Annotated in this window: 26 protein-coding genes; 14 read left to right on the forward strand and 12 right to left on the reverse strand. The window is 44.8% G+C overall.

Going from position 1 to position 21,144, the window contains the following annotated elements; all coding sequences use genetic code 11:
• Window positions 1-59: 59 nt before the first annotated feature.
• Window positions 60-326: a hypothetical protein gene (locus tag C4F40_RS13600; protein WP_196939926.1), complete on the forward strand. Its 267-nt coding sequence runs from the start codon at window positions 60-62 to the stop codon at window positions 324-326.
• Between the two features lie 141 nt (window positions 327-467).
• Here the strand turns inward: C4F40_RS13600 and C4F40_RS13605 are convergent, their stop codons facing one another.
• Both C4F40_RS13605 and C4F40_RS13610 read right to left on the reverse strand, forming a co-directional pair.
• Window positions 468-1,076: a hypothetical protein gene (locus C4F40_RS13605; RefSeq protein ID WP_196939927.1), complete on the reverse strand. Its 609-nt coding sequence runs from the start codon at window positions 1,074-1,076 to the stop codon at window positions 468-470.
• Window positions 1,077-1,087: 11 nt separating this feature from the next.
• Entirely contained in the window at window positions 1,088-1,243 is a 156-nt protein-coding gene (locus tag C4F40_RS13610) for a hypothetical protein (protein WP_196939928.1), read from the reverse strand.
• A 225-nt stretch (window positions 1,244-1,468) separates the two neighbouring features.
• Between C4F40_RS13610 and C4F40_RS13615 the strand changes: the two genes are divergently transcribed.
• Complete coding sequence (locus tag C4F40_RS13615) at window positions 1,469-1,924, forward strand: hypothetical protein (RefSeq protein WP_196939929.1); 456 nt, start codon at window positions 1,469-1,471, stop codon at window positions 1,922-1,924.
• Window positions 1,925-2,066: 142 nt separating this feature from the next.
• Entirely contained in the window at window positions 2,067-2,270 is a 204-nt protein-coding gene (locus tag C4F40_RS13620) for a hypothetical protein (RefSeq protein WP_196939930.1), read from the forward strand.
• A gap of 493 nt (window positions 2,271-2,763) precedes the next feature.
• Here the strand turns inward: C4F40_RS13620 and C4F40_RS13625 are convergent, their stop codons facing one another.
• Window positions 2,764-2,937 carry a hypothetical protein gene (locus C4F40_RS13625; RefSeq protein ID WP_196939931.1) on the reverse strand — a complete coding sequence of 58 codons (174 nt, stop codon included), beginning with the start codon at window positions 2,935-2,937 and terminating at the stop codon, window positions 2,764-2,766.
• Window positions 2,938-3,223: 286 nt separating this feature from the next.
• Window positions 3,224-3,733, reverse strand: coding sequence for a hypothetical protein (locus tag C4F40_RS13630; protein WP_196939932.1), 510 nt, complete (start codon window positions 3,731-3,733; stop codon window positions 3,224-3,226).
• Between the two features lie 690 nt (window positions 3,734-4,423).
• On the opposite strand from C4F40_RS13630, the gene C4F40_RS13635 reads away from it, so the two are divergent.
• From C4F40_RS13635 to C4F40_RS13645, 3 genes are read left to right on the forward strand one after another with little or no spacing between them, the layout of a single operon-like run.
• The gene (locus C4F40_RS13635) at window positions 4,424-5,905 is read left to right on the forward strand and encodes a TlpA family protein disulfide reductase (RefSeq protein ID WP_196939933.1); all 1,482 of its coding nucleotides are present in this window, start codon (window positions 4,424-4,426) and stop codon (window positions 5,903-5,905) included.
• Window positions 5,906-5,917: 12 nt separating this feature from the next.
• Window positions 5,918-9,097: a SusC/RagA family TonB-linked outer membrane protein gene (locus C4F40_RS13640; RefSeq protein WP_196939934.1), complete on the forward strand. Its 3,180-nt coding sequence runs from the start codon at window positions 5,918-5,920 to the stop codon at window positions 9,095-9,097.
• Between the two features lie 5 nt (window positions 9,098-9,102).
• The gene (locus C4F40_RS13645; RefSeq protein ID WP_196939935.1) at window positions 9,103-10,449 is read left to right on the forward strand and encodes a RagB/SusD family nutrient uptake outer membrane protein; all 1,347 of its coding nucleotides are present in this window, start codon (window positions 9,103-9,105) and stop codon (window positions 10,447-10,449) included.
• Between the two features lie 52 nt (window positions 10,450-10,501).
• On the opposite strand, the gene C4F40_RS13650 is transcribed toward C4F40_RS13645, so the two are convergent.
• The 7 genes from C4F40_RS13650 to C4F40_RS13680 form a co-directional block, all read right to left on the reverse strand.
• A complete protein-coding gene (locus C4F40_RS13650) occupies window positions 10,502-10,810 on the reverse strand; it encodes a hypothetical protein (protein ID WP_196939936.1) in 309 nt (102 codons plus the stop codon).
• A gap of 10 nt (window positions 10,811-10,820) precedes the next feature.
• Complete coding sequence (locus C4F40_RS13655; protein ID WP_196939937.1) at window positions 10,821-11,324, reverse strand: MauE/DoxX family redox-associated membrane protein; 504 nt, start codon at window positions 11,322-11,324, stop codon at window positions 10,821-10,823.
• A 219-nt stretch (window positions 11,325-11,543) separates the two neighbouring features.
• Window positions 11,544-11,786, reverse strand: a complete 243-nt coding sequence (locus C4F40_RS13660; RefSeq protein WP_196939938.1) for a hypothetical protein — start codon at window positions 11,784-11,786, stop codon at window positions 11,544-11,546.
• Between the two features lie 113 nt (window positions 11,787-11,899).
• Window positions 11,900-12,862: a helix-turn-helix domain-containing protein gene (locus C4F40_RS13665; RefSeq protein WP_196939939.1), complete on the reverse strand. Its 963-nt coding sequence runs from the start codon at window positions 12,860-12,862 to the stop codon at window positions 11,900-11,902.
• 195 nt (window positions 12,863-13,057) lie between these two features.
• Entirely contained in the window at window positions 13,058-13,669 is a 612-nt protein-coding gene (locus C4F40_RS13670; protein ID WP_196939940.1) for a hypothetical protein, read from the reverse strand.
• Between the two features lie 313 nt (window positions 13,670-13,982).
• Window positions 13,983-14,561: a hypothetical protein gene (locus C4F40_RS13675; RefSeq protein WP_196939941.1), complete on the reverse strand. Its 579-nt coding sequence runs from the start codon at window positions 14,559-14,561 to the stop codon at window positions 13,983-13,985.
• 8 nt (window positions 14,562-14,569) lie between these two features.
• On the reverse strand, window positions 14,570-14,797 hold the full coding sequence (locus C4F40_RS13680) for a hypothetical protein (protein ID WP_196939942.1): 228 nt from the start codon (window positions 14,795-14,797) through the stop codon (window positions 14,570-14,572).
• Between the two features lie 219 nt (window positions 14,798-15,016).
• On the opposite strand from C4F40_RS13680, the gene C4F40_RS13685 reads away from it, so the two are divergent.
• The 8 genes from C4F40_RS13685 (at window position 15,017) to C4F40_RS13715 (ending at window position 20,620) form a co-directional block, all read left to right on the forward strand.
• Window positions 15,017-15,793, forward strand: a complete 777-nt coding sequence (locus C4F40_RS13685) for a LytR/AlgR family response regulator transcription factor (protein ID WP_196939943.1) — start codon at window positions 15,017-15,019, stop codon at window positions 15,791-15,793.
• Window positions 15,777-16,889 (forward strand): sensor histidine kinase, encoded by a 1,113-nt coding sequence (locus C4F40_RS13690; protein ID WP_196939944.1) that lies wholly within the window; start codon window positions 15,777-15,779, stop codon window positions 16,887-16,889. Before C4F40_RS13685 ends, C4F40_RS13690 begins: the two co-directional genes overlap by 17 nt.
• A gap of 223 nt (window positions 16,890-17,112) precedes the next feature.
• Entirely contained in the window at window positions 17,113-17,406 is a 294-nt protein-coding gene (locus tag C4F40_RS13695; RefSeq protein WP_196939945.1) for a MerR family transcriptional regulator, read from the forward strand.
• A gap of 578 nt (window positions 17,407-17,984) precedes the next feature.
• Window positions 17,985-18,626: a DUF6266 family protein gene (locus C4F40_RS13700; RefSeq protein ID WP_196939946.1), complete on the forward strand. Its 642-nt coding sequence runs from the start codon at window positions 17,985-17,987 to the stop codon at window positions 18,624-18,626.
• Between the two features lie 72 nt (window positions 18,627-18,698).
• Entirely contained in the window at window positions 18,699-19,250 is a 552-nt protein-coding gene (locus C4F40_RS13705) for a DUF6266 family protein (RefSeq protein WP_196939947.1), read from the forward strand.
• 370 nt (window positions 19,251-19,620) lie between these two features.
• Window positions 19,621-19,965 (forward strand): DUF5675 family protein, encoded by a 345-nt coding sequence (locus C4F40_RS21785; RefSeq protein WP_390881651.1) that lies wholly within the window; start codon window positions 19,621-19,623, stop codon window positions 19,963-19,965.
• Between the two features lie 141 nt (window positions 19,966-20,106).
• Window positions 20,107-20,463 (forward strand): hypothetical protein, encoded by a 357-nt coding sequence (locus C4F40_RS13710; RefSeq protein ID WP_196939948.1) that lies wholly within the window; start codon window positions 20,107-20,109, stop codon window positions 20,461-20,463.
• Entirely contained in the window at window positions 20,456-20,620 is a 165-nt protein-coding gene (locus C4F40_RS13715) for a hypothetical protein (protein WP_196939949.1), read from the forward strand. Before C4F40_RS13710 ends, C4F40_RS13715 begins: the two co-directional genes overlap by 8 nt.
• A 213-nt stretch (window positions 20,621-20,833) precedes the next feature.
• Here C4F40_RS13715 and C4F40_RS13720 read toward each other — a convergent pair whose 3' ends face one another.
• Window positions 20,834-21,022: a hypothetical protein gene (locus C4F40_RS13720; protein WP_196939950.1), complete on the reverse strand. Its 189-nt coding sequence runs from the start codon at window positions 21,020-21,022 to the stop codon at window positions 20,834-20,836.
• Window positions 21,023-21,144: the final 122 nt, after the last annotated feature.

Below are 21,144 nucleotides of genomic sequence, written 5' to 3' on the forward strand. Positions count from 1 at the left end.
TCCAGTGCTTTATGTTTCTTCCCTCATTTCCAGCTGCCTCTTACTTTTAATGGTGTGTGATGCCAAGCCATGTACATTTGATATTTAGGTCAAGGAGCAATGAACCTCAGAAGCTATTGCAGGATTTTAAGCGTTTTACAGCTAAGCGTCTATTGTCAGCCATTCGGGAAAATACACAAGAGAGCAGAAAACAATGGATTCTTTGCATGATGGGTCGATTGGGTAGGAAAATCGGACAGGACTATCAATTTTGGCAGCAGCACAACAAGCCGATTGAGCTTTGGAGTGTTGATGTAATCGATCAAACCATATTATTGGAAGTATAGTAGCGCCCTTGACTATAGTGGAGGAAAAGGTTTTTTGGAACTGGCAGATCTTTAAGAACGAGAAGCTATGGCACTGGTTACAAACCAGCGCCAGCAATGGGTCTATAGTATTTTTGTGAACCGACTTGAGATATAAGCTGTTTATTCAGTTAAAAGGATAAGGTCAAAATATAATAATCTTGTATTCAGGTTGTTATCTAGAGGTAGGCCAGTGAATTCCTTTTCTTGTTGTTCAGAACTAAACAGTTCTATAAACTCATTTCTTTTATAATATTTAAGAGGTGCAATGGAATTGTAAGAATCCACAACTATAAATCTACAGCCTGTTTTATTGGCCTTATCGACGAACCATGATTTTATAAAGTCCATCAGTTGGTCTCCAATGGATTTTTCTTCTGTGTCAATTTTTCTGAAATTTATATTTACGCCTAACCTACCTATCAAAACAGCAGGATAACTTCGCATCTGCTTAGGTCTTGGAATATCAGCAATTACTTTTTTCTTTCTAGCATTTGGTAAAGTATATGTTTTTATGCTGTCATTAGAAATTGTAAACGCAGCAACTATCTGAGAGTCATCCTCATCGAAAGTGAAACAATAACTTTTTCCTAATAATTGTGAGGTGTAATTCAGGACATCTTTTGCGAAAAATTCATTTAAATCGGCATTTCCGCAATCAAAGGGTTTACAATCACGAAGAATATTTTCATCGTATGCCCTTAATGTGCATTTGTCGTATAGAAATCCCAATGTAGAGATTGTTAGATTTTAGCTTTTGCTAAAATTTTGGCAGAGACAGCTAATTGTTTTGTAAATTTAACGGATGCTTTTTTTGCAATAGCAGCCTTTGCATTGCTGTCGAATGTAATAGCAGCATCTTCTTTGAGCACAGGAATGTTCTTTATTGCAATAGCCATAATAAATTGTCGTTTACAATGTTAGACGCAAAGGTAAGCAATTTGTTTAATGCAAGCAAGATTAAACTTCTATTCCCACTACCGGCCGCTCCCCGTCCCCCAGCTAGCGCTGGAATGTTTCCAGTGCTTTATGTGCTGCTTACAAATTAGCCTCAGAGCAAATGTTTCCGGTGTCATTTCCAGCTGCGAGATGGAAGTGAGCAGTTTGTACTAGTGCATGTCGAAGTGCAATCGAGTAAAGGAAACGGTGACCTTGCCCAGCGTATGTTTGAGTACTTCTATCGGATTTCTGATAAATATAAAGTCCCCGTCACGGCACTAGCAATCCTTGCAGATGGCAGCAAGAACTATCGGCCCGGCATCTATGTTCAGGAATTTATGGGTACAAGTTTAACCTATAGATTCAACAGCTATAAGATCTTGGATCAGGATGAGATTGTGCTCCGTGGAGATAGCAATCCGTTTGCGGTCGTTGTGCTTACGGCTTTGCTGGCGATATTGCATCGTAATATTACAGATGAACAGCTGAAAGATATCAAGCACGATCTATACGAAGAGATGATTAAGCGTGAGATGGATAAGGACACACGACAGGGGATATACGACTTTCTGGCACGGTATGTGAGTTTTAAAAGACCAGAAATGTTTATTAAGTTTCATCGAAGAGTTAATTTTTCATAGGCCGATGAGAGAACGTTAAAAATTGTTTTGTTACACAATTTTTAACTAAGTTTGAGAAAGAAGTAGAAATCAAACCCCCGAAGGGGCTCTTGATGGCCATATAGGGCAAACACATTCAGAAAAACTAGGGAGGAACACTACAATGGGAACACGTGAATATTTACTGGAGAAGGCAAAGAAACAAGGTCTTGAACAAGGGAAGCTTGAAGAACGCACGAAAGCTGAGGCAGAGAAATTAGCCGAGAAACGAGCGATGGCATTGGAGTTCAAAAAAATGGGGATACCTGTAGCTGACATAGCCAAGGGAACAGGTCTTTCCGTCGAAGAAATTAATAATTTAGTATAAAGCTTCATGCTTATAATAGATAGCAAGTGTTCCAGATTGGAGCGCTTTTTTTGTGCTTATTTCGCCCAGCTAGCGCTGGAATGTTTCCAGTGCTTTATGTGCAAATGTTTCCGGTGTCATTTCCAGCTGCCTCTTACTTTTACATCTTTATTACGGGGAAAATCTTTTCCAGCAGTGTGCAAATCAGCTTTAAGCAAATCAAAATATATAGGAAGAAGGTCGATAAATTGTGAGTCTGTAAAGTCAAGGCAGTATTCGAGTTGGTATATTACCCCTACTACAGATGGGTTTTCAAGGGTACCTCGAGCTTTTTTGTCTTTCGCCCATTGAAGTGCTCTGCTGTAATTGTTTTCCCAAATATAGAATCCATTGCCCAACCAATCGAATTTCTCTTCGCTTTTCTTTATTTTATTAGGTGAGTTGACCAGTTTATTTCTGACGGTTTCATCACAGCCATGAAATCCAATCGTCAGGTTTGGTCTTTTACTGTAAATTATTTAACAGTGGAGACAATCCTCTTAAGATTATTATAGTTTCCCGTCAGATTCCCCTCTTTTGTTAAGATTTTAGCATTTTGAAGAGAAACAATTACAGTAGATTTATCTTTCTTTTCGGCTTTTATCTTTTTGGCCAAGCTTGATAATAGTTTAACTTGATTTGTTTCCATAATACCCTATATTTGTTTGTCTTTAAATACACTACAAAATTATGGAAATATAAAGAAACTATTGTCAGGATACGTTAACCTTTTTTCTGGTCGAGTTTCTCTTGTAGCTTGACAATTAGTATCCTTTTTCTTTGACAGGATACTATTCCGTGTTTATAAACTGCCGAGTTCTGTGATCCTTGCTTAGTCTTTATTGTTCTTTATCACTCAACTGCAAAGTTTTCTTGCTTAAAGTTGTTTATATGCGATTTAATGGGAAAACGATAGCTTAGCACATCATACATAATTATAAGAAGTATACATCTACTTCGCGAGTTCCAAATTTACCATTTTTTAGTTTAATAGGCTTCTTAGTAGATTTTAGTTTGTTGGTTCTAACAGCATATTGAAGTGCTTTGGTCAATTGATCCTCAATAAATTCTCTATTTAGTTCTGCCTTGCAGTATTGTTTAATTTCTTTTAGATATTTATAGCCATCAGCAAAACAGTCGGATTTGGTCAGGATTTCTGTGACAAATGTGTTAGCACTTCTGTCAGATTTCGAACTTAAGAAATATTCTGGATTATGTTTATGATCAGCCTTGAATTTTATCAACATATCTGATTTAGAAATGGAAGAAGGGATGCGTGTATTAAGGTTGAATATTTTAGTTCCATCAAAATTTAGCTTTTCTCCAATTTCTGTTGCAAATACTTCACTAAGAGGTCTAGTGTGATTTAAAATGCCATAAATATGAGAAGTAGATTTTTTGAAAAATTCAGCGAATCCAGCAATATCTAAATCCGTGATATTCATAATAGTTATTATTCTATTTGCTATTGCAATTAGATATTCTCTGTTTTTGGGTTCCATTCAACAAAGGGATAGATAAGTTTACGCTAATAATTATCACACATTTACTTTTGTAAAAATTTTTATGTACATTTGTTTTGTAATTGATTAGGTGTTTAAAAAGAGTCTTGCGGCTACAATTTCTCAGGCCGTAACGCAGGGCAGTAGTTTAAATACCCACGTCTATGCTTATTATGTTATATTTGCATGTATAAGGTAGATGTGGGGCTACTGTAAATCCGTGTTACGTAAGGCCTGAGAACTGAAAAGTAGCCACGGTTTGTAGCCCCACATGTATCAAAGTTACTGACCATCAAGACTCGTTAACTATAACGAGTATGAGCCATAAAAAACAACTTTTAAAGAACAAAATATCGGCCCCCGAGTAATCTCGGCAGGGCGTGTCCGTGGTTGCGGACATTTCTAAGATCGGTGAATGCCTAGAAGAAAACCGTTAAACCTTATTATGCACAGCGTTCGGCATCCGGTTCTAAATCAATTTATTTATAGGTGGCCTGAGCCTTAGGCTTAGGTAGAAATTAATAGCGCTATAAAGTCTAGCGACGCAACAGGAACAGGTCACCTCCTAAAACCTTAAAACCGAGTGAAACGAGCTCTTTCATTCCATTAAGGTTCAATTAAAACCATGAAAAAATGAAGAATTTTTACAAGGGTGGGAGAGGACTGTGCTATTTGAAGCGGCTATCCCATCTTTTCAAATCCAAAAATAACCGAAGCCGAACACTGTTTATCTTCGTATTAAGTCTTATATGTGTGTTGTTTAGTGATGCCCAGGCGCAGTCGGGTCGTACCCTCGGAGGAGTGGTGCGCTCGACTGCCGACGGGCAAGAAGGAATTGAAGCCCTTCAAATAGGGGATTTGATGTATGACATCCAACTGGATAAGACAATAAATCCGCATACCGGCCAATCCACTGCGCGGCTATCCGAATTTAGTGGCAAGGTAATCATACTGGATTTTTGGGCCACCTGGTGTGCGCCATGTATAGCGATGCTGCCCAAGATGGACAGCCTTCAGTGTACATATAGCGATAAACTACAGTTCCTGTCGGTTACTTCCGAAACAGAAACAGTGGTTCGTTCCTTTCTGGACCGGATGCAGGCTGTACACAGCAAAAAATCCAGTCTGACCTACGTCGTAGAAGACAGACTACTGAAACGGATGTTTCCGCATGCTTCCATTCCGCATTATGTCTGGATAGACGGCCGGGGCAAAGTTATTGCGATAACCGGCATGGAAGAAATCAACGGTGAAAATATCCAAAAGGCCATAACTGAACAGGTGCTTAGCCTGCCAACGAGAAACTCTGCTACCGCGACATACGATAAAACCAGGCCGTTTCTTTTTAATACCGCGAATATTCATGGCGCAGAACTTCTAGCCAGCAGTGCACTGGTCGGATATATTGAAGGTGTAGGCAGTGGATATATACAGACTGTGAGTATCATCAACGACGAGGATCCCTTGGTAAACGGAAATGTATACCGACGCATATCGGCACGAAATCTCAGTATAGCCCAGCTGTATCAATTGGCTTTTACGGATGGAAACAGACACTTTGGTTGGGAGAATACCATTTTGGACGTCAAAAATCCCGACGAACTTCAGCGCTTCGTCAGCGGAGGCGAACTGATCAAGTGGTGGGAAACGGGAAATGCATTCTGTTATGAATTACTGCTGCCAAAGGACAGGGCGGATGAGGCATGGGAGGTGATGAAGGCCGACCTGATACGTCATTTTCCGAAATATTCGGCGATGGTCGAAAAAAGAGATCTACCGTCCCTATGTCTTGTCACGACAAAGCCACTTGAAAAAATGAAATACCTAGGCGATGAGCGCTTACTGGACATTGGCCCTTATGGCGGAACGATCAAAGGTTATACCATACCGTACCTTTTACGTGAACTAAACGACAAGGGGCTTAAACGGTATAAGAAACCGCTGATAGATCTGACGGGTTATTCATCTCTGATAAATATGGAAATCAAAGCTGATCTAGGCGACCTAAAAAGTGTCAACACGGCGTTAAGTGTTTACGGCCTACAAATCGTAGAGCAAGTTTACGAAAGGGAAGTATTGGTAATCCGTGATGCCAAACAGAATGGAAATCTTTAAGACGAGAATACGATGAGAAATTTTTTACTGTTGGCCTGCTGTTGGTTTTTCCTTACTACGAATGCACAGCCAACCCAACAAGCGATGGTACTGACTGTTCTTACAAATGCGGGAGATCCAATCGGAAATGCGAGTGTCGCTGTTGCTGCGATGAACTGGTCGGCTAAGACGGATACCATGGGGCGATGTACGATTCCCAGCAGCGTACGATTGCCCGGTGCCAAATTGACTATCGCTTATATCGGCTTCAGAACACAGTCAGTTTCGATAGACGATATTACGGATCAATACACAATTAGGCTGGCTCCATTAACGGAGAACATAGAGGAGGTGCTCGTCTCAACTGGCTATCAGGTCGTTCCGAAAGAAAGAACTACCGGATCCTATGCTACAGTAGATCGTGAGCGTTTGGACAAGGTGGTAGCAACTGATATTATAAGTAAGATCGATGGTCTTGTGCCGGGCATGTTATTTAATCGTAACAGCACGCGGGCAATTACACTACGTGGTCAAAGTACCTTGTTCTCGGATTCGAACCCACTTATTGTACTCGATAACTTTCCGTACGAAGGGGATATTATGGACATCAATCCAAACGATGTGGAAAATATCACAGTGCTCAGGGACGCGGCAGCGGCAAGTATCTGGGGAGCACAGGCAGCCAATGGGGTTATCGTCATTACCACTATAAAAGGAAAACGAAACCAGGCGCTACAGATAGACTTGAGAAGTAATATCGGCATCGCCGAATCACCCAACCTATTCTACCAGCCGAAGATGTCTACTGCTAGTTTCGTGGAATTGGAACAGATGCTTTTTGCAAACGGTTTTTATACGGCCACCGAAAACTCCATTCAAAAGAGTCCTTATACGCCTATTGTAGATCTGTTAATCCGTAAAAGGGATGATCCGGAGCAGGCGGTGACTATAGATCGGGAAATTGAACGGCTCACCAGCATAGATGTGCGCGATGATCTTTCGCGGTATTTCTATCGCCCGGCCGTTAATCAACAGCACGCGCTGAATATACAGGGCGGAGGCGAGCGAAACAGTTTCTACCTGTCGCTCGGATATGATCGTAACCGGGAAGAACTCATAGGTAATAGCCTGCAGCGAGTAAGTATAAACGCGAGAAATACCCTATACTTCCTGAAGGACCGGATAAGGGCATCGCTCGGACTGGATCTAAGCAACCGGCGTATTACCAATCCCAATATAGGTGTACATAGTTTGACCATGAGCGGCCAGTCCAAGGTTTATCCTTATGCGCGCCTTGTAAATGATGATGGCGGACATGCAAGACTAGTCACCAACCATCCGTTCTCTTTTATTGATCAGGCCCAGCAGCAGGGACTGCTCGACTGGAGCTACCGCCCTTTAGACGAGATAGCGTATACCAAAAGAGGCACGCACAATACCCTATACAGGGTAAACGCAGATGTAAAGGTCAAGCTGCTCGACGGGCTTGAAGCCGACGTCCTGTTTCAATATGGCAACAACCTGAGCCGTCATCGAAACCACCGTCCACAGGAAACCTATTATACACGGAATATGATCAATAACCTCACCACTGTGAATCCCGATGGTACGTTCAACAGACCGATACCCTTGGGCGGCATATTGGGCACGACGACCGGAGAAGTATGGAACTACGCCTTCCGATCACAGTTGAACTACAATCGCGTGCTTGCCGACGAACATAGCATCTCGGCATTGGCAGGTTTTGAAGTACGGGATAATCAGAGCAACTCATATTCCAATCTCCTTTACGGCTATGACAACAACTTGGGGATTGGCTCCAACGTGGACATGATGAATACCTATCCCCGTTACGTGGATGCAAGATTGAGGGAACGGATTGCCAACAATGAACAGATGCTGGGACTCATCGATAGGCACCGCTCCTTCTATGGTAATTCTTCTTATAGTTTTCGGAACAGGTATATAGCATACGGTAGTGTGCGCCTTGATCAGTCAAATCTTTTCGGCGTCCGTACAAATCAAAAGGGGGTACCGTTATGGTCTGTCGGTGGTGCATACGTTCTGTCCGAAGAGAGTTTTTACCGTTCAACAGTTCTGCCTTACCTCAAGTTGAAAGCTTCTTATGGCTATAACGGCAATATTAACAAATCAATTTCGGCATTCACCACCGTCCGTTATCAGGGCACAGCAATCTCTACTGGATTGCCATATGCACGTATTGTTAATCCGCCCAACCCGGAGCTCCGTTGGGAGCGGGTGAAAGTCTACAATGCCGGGCTTGAATTCAGATCACGCAACAACTGGATCAATGGTAACATAGAGCTATATCGGAAACAGGGGCTGGATCTGATCGGAGAAATCCCGTACGCCCCTTCTTCGGGAGTGGGAACATTTACAGAGAATTACGCAAATACCAAGACGCATGGCCTTGATGTACAACTGAGCGGAAAGACCATCGGTCGCGTGGTGCAGTGGAATAGCGACTTCATGCTTTCGCTGGTAAGAGACGAGGTTACGCACTATTTGGGTGGCACGAATAATTTTATAACCATGTCCACGCCTATCGTGGGTCGTCCACAGTACGCGGTATTTTCTTATCCGCATGCTGGGCTGGATCCGCAAAGCGGCAATCCGGTTGGGTTTGTTGCGGAAGAACCAAGTCAGGATTATGCCGCGATATTGCAGGATATAAATGAAAATAACATCATCTATCACGGAAGCGAACGTGCGACTACCTTTGGTAGTTTTCGCAATACTATACAGTGGAAAGGACTGGTATTAACTGCCAATATCGTCTACCGTACCGGTTATTTCTACAGGCGTAATACCGTTAGTTTTGCATCCGTCCTTAGAGCATCCGACCAGCACGGAGATTACGAAATGCGGTGGCAGCAACCAGGCGACGAAGCTTTTACCGCCATTCCGTCAATGCCTGCCGTGATCGATGCCAACCGCGACAACTTCTATGCAAATACTGACGTATTCGTAGAGCCCGGTGATCATATACGGTTGAAGGATATCAACCTGGCTTACAATTTCCCATCCGATTGGACAGGCCTTGCACGCATTCGATCAGCGAGTTTGTACCTGTATGTGAATAATGTCGGCGTCCTCTGGAAAAAAAGCAGTGTGAATCTCGATCCCGACTATCCGTACGCGGATTACGCACCTCCGCGAATATTTACCCTTGGAATCAACATCAAATTATGATAGCTATGAGAAATACCTTAATGATAATGCTGTGTATACTAGTAGCAAGTTGCAGCGACGCTTTTTTGGATGCAAAGCCGGATAAGGCACTGGCTATTCCACACACATTGGATGATCTACAGGCGCTGTTGGATGACGTCAACCAACAGATCAATCAGACTCCGGGCTTTCCAGAACTGTTTGCACCTGAAATAGTAGTGGCTGAGAATGGTTTAGGTCGGGAAAATATGGATGTAACGAATACCTATCTATGGCAGCGCGGAAATCTATATGCAACCATATCAAACTACGACTGGGATTGGATTTACGAACAGGTACTGCGTGTCAACGTCGTATTGGAAGAACTTAAAAAATTAGACGGCCAAAATATTGATGTAAAAAGATACGAACAGATAAGGGCTTCTGCAAGTTTTTTTAGGGCATGGCACCTGTTCCATCTGCTAATCACTTTCAGCCCCCCGTACAATCCGGTAACCGCAGAAGTAGAACCGGGAATAGTACTTAAACTGGAAGCTGATATTAATGAAAAACTAGGGAGATCTTCTATCTCGGAATGTTATCGCCAGATTATTGCTGATCTCGAATTCTCTACCACTGCATTGCCGAAAACGGTACCGGTACCCTCAAGACCAAATCTAGCTGCTGCATACGCGCTGTTAGCTCGCGTCTATATGAGCATGTACGATTATCAGAATGTAGAACGGTACGCCGAGCTTTCATTAGCGGAAAATAACGCACTTATGGATTATAATGCGTTGACGGGCCGGTTTCCGGATCCATTACAAAATAACAACAAAGAAGTTTTGTTTTATGCGATTCCAATATTACATGCTGCAACACTTACCCGAAACGCGATGATCGACAGGAGTCATATTGGCCTGTACACAAGTGGTGATCTACGGCGCGAACTTTATTATTCCGTATCCAACTCGGATATATATAAGATGAAGTCTACCTATCGCGGCACAACGTTAACATCCTTTTCAGGATTAACCAGTAGCGAAATGTACCTGGTTTGTGCAGAGGCGAAAATTCGTTTAGGTAAAGTTGAAGACGCGCTGCTATTGATAAATAGGCTTCGAATATCTCGCTGGCGTACAGAGGTGCCCTATGAGCCATTAGATGAATTGTCCGTCGATAATTTATTGGAGGCTGTACTGTTGGAAAGAAAGCGAGAGTTGCCGTTTCGGGGATTGGCCTGGTTTGATTTAAGAAGATTACGAAATGATCCACAATTTTCTGAAACTATTACCCGGGAATATAACGGTGAAGTATTTACTTTTGGACCGCTTAGCGACTTCTATCATTTTCCTGTTCCGCCCTCGGAGATCATGTATAATCCGGATATTTAAGAATGTTGAAAAGACTAGAGGGGAAAATCCCCTCTAATCTAAAACATCTGGCCTATGGTAAATCAATATGGCCATTGTTTTGCTCGATCCGCACAAAGCCTGGTTCGCTAGCGCTACCATTGGTTGGCGTAAATCCTGTAAGATACACAGCCTTGCAAATATTTGGATCAGGGTTACAGTCCGCTTGTTGCTCTTCGGGCGTTTGAAGTTCCACCCAGTTTCCGTCCTGTGTTCTTCCCCACATTGTTTCATCCTGTGCCAACGTTGCTTTTGCACTCGCCCATGAACTAGCACCTACTGCTAAACCTAATAGTGCTACTCCCAGCACCAATGTTTTTGTTGTTTTTTTGATTAAAGTCATTTTTGTAAACTTAAATTGTATAATTTTTTAGTCGTTTGATAGCCCAAATACCTAGCCCAACCCAAACTGCATTGAATCCCAGATGTGTATGCCATCCCATTGTTTCGATCACGCCACCGCAATGGCAAAGCCGCTTCTCAGCAAAGAGCAGCATCAGGGCAATATAGAGTGTAAAGACGCCCATGAGTAGCGTAGATGTCCACAGCGCCCATCGCTGCATCTTTCGCCAGGGGGAAACCAACACGATCGCCAGTAGGATTTCTAGAAGGGGGATACCCCAGCCGATAAACTCGGCATATTGTCCTAACACCGGGATGCGTTTGTTACCCTTTACGAAGGTCTCCATATTCACTAATTTGTTATGCCCCGTAAACATGTACAGAAAGGCGTAGCCGTAGACAACTACCCAATGGCGCTGTTGAAATAGCCAGCGGGCTTTACGTATAATCCACTGGCAGACCTGTTCTGTCCCTGCTTTGATACGGCTTTTTACTGTTGTGAGGTGCTTTTCCATTAATTGCGTTGTATTATGATCTTTGTTGTTAATGCGATCCCTTGACTGCTGCAGCCGCCGAATCATTGTTGCTTTTCGTAACGGGCCCGCCCGGGAACAATGCAAATTTTCGTTTGATGTTTTTGAGTTTCATGATTTGTCGTTATTTTCAATGAATTAATCGTTTTCTCTTTTGATTCCTGTCCATGGTGTTTGTGTTAATTTTGTTTTATATAACTTCTATTCAGTACTGAACGTATCCAAATCGTAGAGTGCGTTTTCAAACCATCTATTTTGCTCGGTGGTACTGCTGTCGTTTCGGCACTTTCCCCGCACGGTGAATACCTTTGTCGTGTCATTAGCGTCGATAAATTGAATAACGCAACCATAGGTTTCTGTTCGCAGGATTAAATAGAATAAGCCGGCTACTATTAGGATGCCTCCGCCTAATAAGCCTATTGTATTTAATTGTTTTCTTTTCATCGTGCTCGTCTATTATCTCAAAGTTTACACTACAAAGAAAAGGCAGAAAAAGCACGAAAGTGTTGCCGTTTTGCGGAATCGGTGTTGCCCTTTTTGCTGAAATCATGCCTTAGCTATCGGCCGCTTCCGAATACCATCGACTTTGTATAAGCCATTGGCGTCATTCCCGTTTCCCGTTTAAAAAACCGGTGAAACGCTGTGCGGTCATCAAAGCCGCAGGCGGTGGCAATATCCCATGTATGGCCCAAGCCCCCTGTAGTGAGGAGGTTCCTGAGTAGTTTCTTTGCTTTCTCGATCACGCAATGTTTCTTGTACGCGTTGATCGTAATACCACATTCTACTTTGAATACGTCACCAAGCTGGCTCAGGCTGATGTTCAGCCTTTCGGCTACAGCTTTCAGTTCCAGCTTAATGCCATAGTCCGCTACCTCTATTTCAATAATCTTTTTGGCAGAGATAGCAAGATGCTGTTTGTGATTGTCGCCGCCCTGCCCACGGAGCACGCTGTCTCGCGATAGGTGGTGCATCGTCCGCAGCTGCTCGCTGATTAGGATACTATTGTCCATACTTCCTTTCCGGAGGTTGCGGCATATATGCTCGATGTAGGCTGCGGTGACAGGGTCTACGGCAAAGTCTATGCTGCATACCGGATAGGGGCGATTTTCTAGATGCGCCCGCAAAGGAGGCTGCATGAACGCGAACTCCTCGTCTGCGCCATACCGGAATATCCCCGTGTCAAAATAAAAGCTGAATAGGCGATGCTTTCCCGCAGATAGCCGAAGTTCGTAACTGCCGGGTGTTAAGTATACATACACCGCGCGCTGTCCCTCCAGTTGCCATACCAACTGTTTCTTGTCATCCCATAATGCTACTGTTCCACGTTTTTGCATCAGGTAGAATACATGCACATCTTTTTGCGTGACGTTAATGGGGATACATACAGGTTCGTCGAGCACCATATCGTAATGCTGCAGGTAGCCGTACCAGCCCTTAAACCGTTGCTTAGTACAGCTGTGGTTTTCTTTTTTTCGGAATTCGATCTCCCCATCGCTGAAACGTAATGAAGGACCGGGCATGTTGGATTGACGCGGATCGATTGGCCGGCCAAAGATGCCGTCCAGTTCGGGAAAGAAGGTTTTTTTCATTTAGATTTTTGGTTATCTATTGATTTATAAATTCATTAGTTGACCCGTTGTGGTTTAGATCCTTCCTTTCGTCAGGATGACAAAGAAAGCGCATAATGCACAAGGGGTTAGTTGGTGTTTTTTGGGTTATTTTTTCACCCCCTTTCCTTGTATTGAGGGTGGCGGTGATCCGTTTGTACTTGCTATTGCAGAACCGTCACGTTCAAGGGGTAGGTTAATAGACTTGGTCAATTTCGTATAGGGAATGTACCAGGCACAGCAGTTGTACCAGATCATAATCATGGCAAAATGATAGAGCCCCATCGTAAGGGCGATACCAGCATGTAAACCGCTTATCGCGATCCAGATGCCGTGGCGTGTACGCCTACCGAACCAGGCGAGTGGATAGGCGAGCTCGACCAGCATTGCAGCCCAACCCGTCGCTATCCAGATGAACGGCCAGCTGCCCCATGATACGGATATGGGTACAGCACTGCCCAGGTAAGCTTGCTGTACGGCTTTCCACAAGGCTTCACCATTCTGCCAGCTGCCGCCCATGAGCTTGCTCCAGCCACCAAACAGGTACACCACGGTAAGCTGTGCCTGTAAGGCGAACAGCCCGATCGTTGCCCAATACGTCTGCGTACCGGATGCCGTACGCCCGGGGTAAAAGCAACAGGAAAAAAATAGTCCGGTTAGCGCCAGGTAATCCACACCGTACGCCCAATTGGGGTCGGCAATAAAAAGGGTGTGATGCAAAAAGAGTAACAGCAGGCTACTTAGCCTAACCTGCAGATTGAGTACCAGTGCAACGCACAGGCCAATATAGAGAACCGCCAAAAGATGGACGGTTGGTAAGGTCAATGTTTGTAAATGGGGGATAGCATCTGTTAAGTCGTAAATGCTCCAGCCAATAGCGCGCTGCCGTAACTGCAGCAGTGCCGGGTCTATCAGTCCGCTGGGTCCGTACAATAAAGGCAGATCGACCCAGAGCTGAATCATCTCGATCGCCAATAGCAAGCCGAGGCCGCGCGGGAAGATGCGCAAAGCGTCTGCAGCCTGTGAGCTGGCGTTAAGGTTCGCTAGGTTCATGGCAACAGTGTTGGTTAAATAGTTGGATATAGTGTAGCTGTAACGATCCGGTTTCGCGGATACTGGACAGGCTTGGAGGTGATTTCGCTAGAATACTGACATGCACGGTGGATGCGCCGTATCTTTCGGCCGAACGCTTACATAGCGATCGCTTGATGGTTTTGGCTAGATTAAGCTCGGATGTGGACTTCCGCCTGTCCGAGTCGATAAAGACTTCATTGATGTCTAAAAAGCTGCTGTAACGCAGCTTGCCTGCACGGCTCCGTAGTCCAGGATCGGACAGCGTGTGGATTTCTTCAGAATCGCTGAAGGAAAGTTGGATACGGGTATGGAAGGTACTGCCCACCGAAGGACCAAAAAATCCGTAGCCTCCATGTATCCCCGTAAACTGGGCGTAATGTGAAAGAAGGGGCAGCTGCATCAGCCGGGCAAGGCCATTGGTATCTTGTGAATCTGCCGTCTGCGACGTTGCAGCATACAGCTGTTGTACATTGTTTAATACGCTGATGGCCAAATGTAGAAAGACCAACGTGAGTACAAAAAGATGCTGCCCCCTCATCACAGCTGCTAGTTCTCGTAATTGGCCAAGAACTCCTCAATCGACAATGTCTGTACATCGTCGGTTGTCTTTGTAATCAAATTTTTCTTGATGCCGATCAGATCTAAGTCAACCTCGGATGCCGGGATCACGATTGCTTTTTCGGTGTAGAGGTCTGCCCCGTGCTGAGATTTGTTACTTACGAGCAGGGTCAGCGTAACGGCCAAACCTGCCAAAATTGGTTGCATAATTTTCATAATACCTGTTTTTAAAACGTTACACGAAGCTCCAAAAACAGGTTTGTAACCTTGGTTACCTTTACGAATTCTGTAAGAAAAATCATTTATTCTGGTACTTTTCGTAATAATTCTTGGTTATTTTTTAAAAAAATATCGCTAAAAATGATTTTCGTTCTCTTGTTTAAAATCATTTTGGGTAATTTAAACGCTTATTCACCTTATTGAAAAACATATTTTATGGAAAAAGTTAAAGTTGTTTTAATCGATGACGAGCTGTCAACGATGGGTAGCCTGCAAGATGAACTTGCTACCTTGCCGGTATTTGAAGTACTGGGCTGTTACGAATCTGTAGGTCAGGCAACCGCTGGCATCACGTTGATGACCGATATACCGGATGTGATCTTTTGTGATATCCAGATGCCGGATGTGCTGGGCATCGACGCGCTGCCCGATCTGCGTCAGCTCGCCCGAATGGTGGTATTTTGCACTGCCCACAGCGATTACGCTGCAGAAAGTTTTAAACTGAACGTGCCCGACTATATTGTAAAACCTGCCAGCCGCAGTGATCTGCTGCGTGTATTGACAAAGGTCGCAAATATGCGCGCGGGCAATACTTCTGACAAATCCGTGCGTTATTTTCTCATTAAGAAACCCAACCGCATGGAGTGGGAACCAACACCGATACAGGACATCTGTTTATTTGCAATGGAAAGCCCGGTGGTTAATATTTACGGATTAAAGGAGGGTAAATTGCAACTGCTAGACAGTGTATCCATGACCATGCGTGAAGTGTACGAACGGGTAAAGGATACAGAACTTTTTCTATATGCGAATCAGTCTGAAATTGTCGCAGTCGATTACATTCAGAAAGTGCGGACGGATGCGAAAAAAAAAGGGGTTTTGTTAACCGGAAGAAAAGAGTGGATTTCTATTAAAGCACTGGGCGAACCCCATTTTAAAGAATACCTCCGTAGATACAACCTGAAAGGAGGCGGTGATGTTGGATCAACATAAAGCTGCTTACATCCGGCAGAAGATCATTACTGCTGCCTGCATGGTCATGTTACTTTACTACTACATGGCTTTCTTAGTACCCGATTCCTTCATCGGCTCTGCCGATTTTCTAGTGCTATTCGGCGCACAACTCCTCATCTTTCTAACGGTATGCAAATCGTTGGGCCCGTGGATCTACCACCACGAACGCTGGATCACCATCCGGATCATAACGGCTGGCGCATTCCTGACAATCACACCTTTAATGCTGATCCTGATCATCAGCTTATGTGCCGGTAGGGCCGAGTGGGATGGCGGCTTTGGCAGCATCGAACTCGGCAACTTAGCAGAGACTGTGTTTCCCCTCCTGTTGACCTATGTGCTCGGGATTTCTTTTTATGGCTGGAAAGGGCAGCTGCCTATACTTGAGGAAAGGGAAGAGGCCCTTACAGCGAAAGAGGAAGCCGACGAAGCTAGAAAGGATGCCATGCGTAAATTTGAGCGGTTAGAAGAGAAATTCCGAACGCTACAGTTGAATTACGAAGGACAGGAAATGCCACCCCATTTTTTGGGAAATTCACTGGCTACCGTGAAGACACTTGCCCTGCACGATCCCCAAAAGGCGGTCGAAGCGATGTCCATCCTTATCGATATCAATAAAACATACCTATTGCACCGAAAGCAATCTAATATACCCCTTTGGGAAGAAATCAGCCAGATAACACGCCTGATTTTGCTCTATCAGATACGAAAGGGCAGGCCGATTTTTTTTCATATTGACATCACGGAGGATGATCTGGAGGATGTCTTGATTCCCATGATGCTCCTGTTAAACGCGGTGGAAAACTGCTGCCAATACGGCATTTTGACCGACCCACTGAGACCGGCGAATCTCCGCGTCAGTAGACTTGCGGATGGTGCTGTATATATTCTTGTGGAAAACGAATACGATGGCGAGGTGCTGCCCGAAGTGACACGCTCGGGCAAGGGGCTCACCCAGTTACGGGAGCGACTACACCTGCTTAATCCCGAAGGCAATACGGTCGAAATACAAGATAATGGCAACCGGTTTCGGATACGTATCACTATGCGTACACCGATCTCGCTGGTAGGGTAATGTATATTTTTAATATTTTTTACTATCTTAAGTCCGGTTTCGCCGTGCACAGCACCGAATCCGGATTTAAACTTTTATAAACTACACCATCTGCTGATGGGCTTTCTTTCCAAAAAAATGTATGGACTTGGTCAAATCCGCTTCACGTGGAATGTTTATGCTGGAAGCGGAGGGAAGGTAACTCCTGTGCTTGTACACTGGCTGGTCTTAACACGTCAAGACCATGACAAATTTTGAAAAAGAACTGTTAGAAAAATTAGAAGAATGCCTATCTACATCGCGCGAAATCCGCGAAATGCTCCGTGAAAAGAAAGCGGAGGCCATTATTTACCGCGATGCCGCCTATGCCATTGAACGGGTGGGTATCAGCAAGAGTACCCTTCTCCGCGAGCAGAACAAAGGAAATATTGCCGTTGCTAAGGAAGGTCGCGGGGGCAAAAAATATTATACCGACGCGGCCGTCGAGCGCCTCCGAAATCTCTACTGGGGGCTGGCGACAGAAAACCCCGGTTTGTAGGGGCTTTCTTCTCCCTTTCTTCGGACGTTCTTCGCCCGTTTTTCGGCCAGTGCGTTACTGCTGCCTTACCCATATCTTAGGGCTGCCTTACCTTTTCGTGGATAGCCCTAAGATAATACTAAGATACGACTAAGGCAAACCTAATATCTCGGCCGAAGATGCCCGCCTATTGGTCAGAAGAAGGTTAGGGATTGGTGACTAGTGACTAGGGGTTAGGAGTCAGGGATCAGGTAGCCGGAATCAGAAACCGGGTAGCCGGAATCGGATTTCTGATTCCCGATTCCAGTTCTCAAATCTCATATCTAACATCTCACATCTCAATACTCACTACTCCATACTCCATACTCCATACTCACTACTTAATACTCACTACTCACTACTCACTACTCCATACTCCATACTAAAAGGTCTCTTCAACTGCGCTTCAATTTACTGGGAAACCCGCTTCAATGCCGCTTCAACCGTGTTCAAACCCTTGTTTTCGCTTGTATACACCCCTATGTTTGTCTTCGTAAAGCAACATATACCGGTATGAAAAAGTGCTTCACATTATGGTTTAACAAGTTAAAAAAAACAAAATGGGAACAATTAGAAATGGAATCAACGGCGGCTTCAAAGGTAAAGCCGGCAGTGTAATCGGCAGCAGCTGGAAAAGTATTGAATACATCAAGGGGCTGTACAAAAAGCGTACTAAGCCGGCCACTGAAGAGCAGCTGATGCAGCAGGCGAAATTCACGACGGTCATGCGCTTTCTACTGCCTGCCACACCATTGGTTCGTATTGGATTTGGGCAAAAAAAGGCGGATAAGGCCACGGCGGGAAATATGGCCCTACAGGCAAACCTGCAACTTGCGTTGACCGGCGACTATCCGGATTATGCCCTGGATTACGCCAAGGTACGCATCAGCGATGGCTTTTTTCTGGCAGGTGGAGCACCCACCGCGTTAGTTGATGCGGGCAACCTTGAGGTAACCTGGGACCCGACACTGAGCTCACTGTATGATACGCGGGAAGACGATAAGGTTTATATCCTCGTTTATCAACCCACGATCGACGAATTCTTGACCGCGCCCGAACCTCCATCTCGGGGCGACGGTTCGGTCAGCATTGCGCTCCCCAACCACTTCTTAGGTGCTGCGGCACATGTGTGGATATTTTTTGCAGACCGCAAAAATGTGAAGGTATCCAAGAGTTCATACCTAGGCGAGTTGGCACTCTAGGCGAGGTTTAATCAGAGGGGCTGCCGCAGATCAGCTAGCGGATTTCGGTAGCCCCTTTTTAATACAGAAGCGATGGAATGTATATCAAACTTTGCAAAAAAGAAGACAGGTGATGGCACAGATGGTCGCCTGGAAGTGTGGCTGCGGTTTAAGGTGGCCCGACAGTTTTTGACGCCCTTGACGCGGCTCATCAACATGGGTTTCGCGACGAAGAAGCGTGGGAAAACTCCGCTGGGAAGAGCAATGTCCTATACCCTAAAGGGCTGTATGGAGGGGACGTATCCGGATATCCGGGTCAATCCTGAACTGGTGCAGCTTAGCAATGGAAGTGCAGTCATACCGCTTGACGCTGTAGCGCTGCGACAGGACGGTGTAATCCAGATCAGCTGGCGTCCTGATTCCGACGGCATCGCGTGCTTTCACGACGATGGTGTCATTGTTTGCGCTTATCATGTCGAAAGTGCCGTGGCCGGTATCAATGAAACGACAGCCATAAGAAGCGATGGAAGAACGGAACTGGTGTTGCCTGTACAACTGGTCGATAAGCCTGTGCATGTGTACGCTATGGCCCACTGCCGCCACAAGAAAAATTTTTCACGAACTGTGTATCTGGGGGAGCATTAGTGACTAGGGGCTCGTGATTAGTGACTGGTGACTAGGGGTTAGAAACCAGGGGGCAGAACTGTTGTTCTCGTCTTTGCGAGGAGCATAGCGACGCGGCAATCTTAGAAGGCTAGGAGTTAGAGACTAGTGACTATGAGTGTATTTGTCGTCACTGCGAGGAGGCACGACGCGGCAGTCTTTTTAAGTACTAAGATCGCCACACCTTCGTACCTCAGGTTCGCGATGACGTTGTAACGGTCATACATCTAACATCTAAAGTCTCACATCTACGATCTCAATACTTAATACTTAATACTAACAAAATGACAACAACGATAACCCTCCATCTCCGGCGGAAATACGGGGAGCGGGGCACTAACGTAACGGCACGATCTATTTTCTAGGAGAACCGATCTGCCACACGATAGAACTGCCCTGGCAGGACAATACGCCAAACAAAAGCTGTATTCCCGAAGGACGCTACAAGCTCGAAAAAAGGGTTTATCCCAAAAATGGGGAGCAGGTTGGAATTCCATCTGTACAGGGACGCGAAGCGATCCTGATCCATGCCGCAAACAACGCTGCGACGGAAATAAGAGGCTGCATTGCCCCGGTTACGACGCTGACAGGTGAAGGTACAGGCGACGAAAGCGCAAAAGCCCTCAAAGAGCTGAAATCCCTCGTTTACGGGCTGTGGGATATGGGAGCAGAAGTTTACTTGGAGATCAGGGGTTAGGAGCTAGGTGATCGGGGAGCGGGAATCGGGTAGCCGAGAACGGGAATCGGATTTCTGATTCCCGATTCCGGTTCTCACATCTAATATCTAAAATCTAATGTATAACATCTTAATACTCAATACTTAATACTTAATACTATTATGCGTAACATTATAAACAAAATCAGCAAAGCGGTACAGGTGGTACTACTTGCTCCAATCAAGTTGCCGGGGAAGGCATTGAATATTCTAAAATACGTAGCTGTCGGTTTAGGCATCATCGAATCCGTTCTGGATAATGGGAAGCCGGAATCGGAAACCCGAGACCAGAAAGGGAAACAGGAACATAGCGGCGAAGAGAGCAGAGACGATGGCGCTTCAACCGGCATTGCCCATCCGCCTGCGGAAGTGAACCTTGATGATGACGCAAGTGTAGAAACTGAGCAGGCGGCTTACTCTGCACAATCGGATATCGTGCGGCCGAACACGGCTGCAGAAAAGGAGGTAAGTGATGAATAGTCATGGTGGTGGTTGGTTTCCCGTGCTGGGCGGAAGCTGTTGCAGCATCATGGGTTTAATTCCTTGGCACAACCTCCTGCAGACGGTGGTATTAGCTATCGTAGGCACATTGGTGAGTTACCTACTGACGCGGCTATTGCAGGGTAGAAAGAAGTAAGACAAATAACATAGGTATTAGCCACAATTAGAACGCATCGCGAAAAGTGGTGCGTTTTTAATCTCATATTTAATTTTTATAGAGTTGTAAGTATGATTACAACTTTAAGTATATTTAATATGTTTAAATCTTAATTATAATGTCTACATCCGTAAAATGGAGACGACTTATTATGGTCGTCTCGTTTTTTATTAAAGTACAATGTTATAGCACCTAAGTTGTGAGCAGCCATTTCCACGCTGGAATGACCAATATCTTTACACCGTCAATTTCGAATTCTTCTTCTTCTTCGGCGGTAATAATCCAAGCTTGTGGTGCGTGGCAATATGCTGCAGCTTTTAGGAGCCCTTTTAATTCCCTGCTCCGGGTATCAGCGTTGGCAATTGTCCAGCTTACCTGCACGGGTAGTGGCTCCTGGCCGTCGCCATAAATGAGGAAGTCACATTCACCAGATTCATTAAAATAATAAATATTGGTATCGTAAATATTTCCAAACAGCCGATATAATTTCGCGGGGTGTAAGA

The organism is Sphingobacterium pedocola (genome assembly GCF_015209965.1).
Taxonomy (GTDB): Bacteria; Bacteroidota; Bacteroidia; order Sphingobacteriales; family Sphingobacteriaceae; genus Sphingobacterium; species Sphingobacterium pedocola.

Bases quoted from the DNA above. Each gene is read 5' to 3' on its own strand.
- C4F40_RS13600 (WP_196939926.1), top strand. From the start codon at position 60: ATGCCAAGCCATGTACATTTGATATTTAGGTCAAGGAGCAATGAACCT.
- C4F40_RS13610 (WP_196939928.1), bottom strand. From the start codon at position 1,243: ATGGCTATTGCAATAAAGAACATTCCTGTGCTCAAAGAAGATGCTGCT.
- C4F40_RS13620 (WP_196939930.1), top strand. From the start codon at position 2,067: ATGGGAACACGTGAATATTTACTGGAGAAGGCAAAGAAACAAGGTCTT.
- C4F40_RS13625 (WP_196939931.1), bottom strand. From the start codon at position 2,937: ATGGAAACAAATCAAGTTAAACTATTATCAAGCTTGGCCAAAAAGATA.
- C4F40_RS13630 (WP_196939932.1), bottom strand. From the start codon at position 3,733: ATGAATATCACGGATTTAGATATTGCTGGATTCGCTGAATTTTTCAAA.
- C4F40_RS13635 (WP_196939933.1), top strand. From the start codon at position 4,424: ATGAAGAATTTTTACAAGGGTGGGAGAGGACTGTGCTATTTGAAGCGG.
- C4F40_RS13640 (WP_196939934.1), top strand. From the start codon at position 5,918: ATGAGAAATTTTTTACTGTTGGCCTGCTGTTGGTTTTTCCTTACTACG.
- C4F40_RS13645 (WP_196939935.1), top strand. From the start codon at position 9,103: ATGAGAAATACCTTAATGATAATGCTGTGTATACTAGTAGCAAGTTGC.
- C4F40_RS13650 (WP_196939936.1), bottom strand. From the start codon at position 10,810: ATGACTTTAATCAAAAAAACAACAAAAACATTGGTGCTGGGAGTAGCA.
- C4F40_RS13655 (WP_196939937.1), bottom strand. From the start codon at position 11,324: ATGGAAAAGCACCTCACAACAGTAAAAAGCCGTATCAAAGCAGGGACA.
- C4F40_RS13660 (WP_196939938.1), bottom strand. From the start codon at position 11,786: ATGAAAAGAAAACAATTAAATACAATAGGCTTATTAGGCGGAGGCATC.
- C4F40_RS13665 (WP_196939939.1), bottom strand. From the start codon at position 12,862: ATGCCCGGTCCTTCATTACGTTTCAGCGATGGGGAGATCGAATTCCGA.
- C4F40_RS13675 (WP_196939941.1), bottom strand. From the start codon at position 14,561: ATGAGGGGGCAGCATCTTTTTGTACTCACGTTGGTCTTTCTACATTTG.
- C4F40_RS13680 (WP_196939942.1), bottom strand. From the start codon at position 14,797: ATGAAAATTATGCAACCAATTTTGGCAGGTTTGGCCGTTACGCTGACC.
- C4F40_RS13685 (WP_196939943.1), top strand. From the start codon at position 15,017: ATGGAAAAAGTTAAAGTTGTTTTAATCGATGACGAGCTGTCAACGATG.
- C4F40_RS13690 (WP_196939944.1), top strand. From the start codon at position 15,777: ATGTTGGATCAACATAAAGCTGCTTACATCCGGCAGAAGATCATTACT.
- C4F40_RS13695 (WP_196939945.1), top strand. From the start codon at position 17,113: ATGACAAATTTTGAAAAAGAACTGTTAGAAAAATTAGAAGAATGCCTA.
- C4F40_RS13700 (WP_196939946.1), top strand. From the start codon at position 17,985: ATGGGAACAATTAGAAATGGAATCAACGGCGGCTTCAAAGGTAAAGCC.
- C4F40_RS13705 (WP_196939947.1), top strand. From the start codon at position 18,699: ATGGAATGTATATCAAACTTTGCAAAAAAGAAGACAGGTGATGGCACA.
- C4F40_RS13710 (WP_196939948.1), top strand. From the start codon at position 20,107: ATGCGTAACATTATAAACAAAATCAGCAAAGCGGTACAGGTGGTACTA.
- C4F40_RS13715 (WP_196939949.1), top strand. From the start codon at position 20,456: ATGAATAGTCATGGTGGTGGTTGGTTTCCCGTGCTGGGCGGAAGCTGT.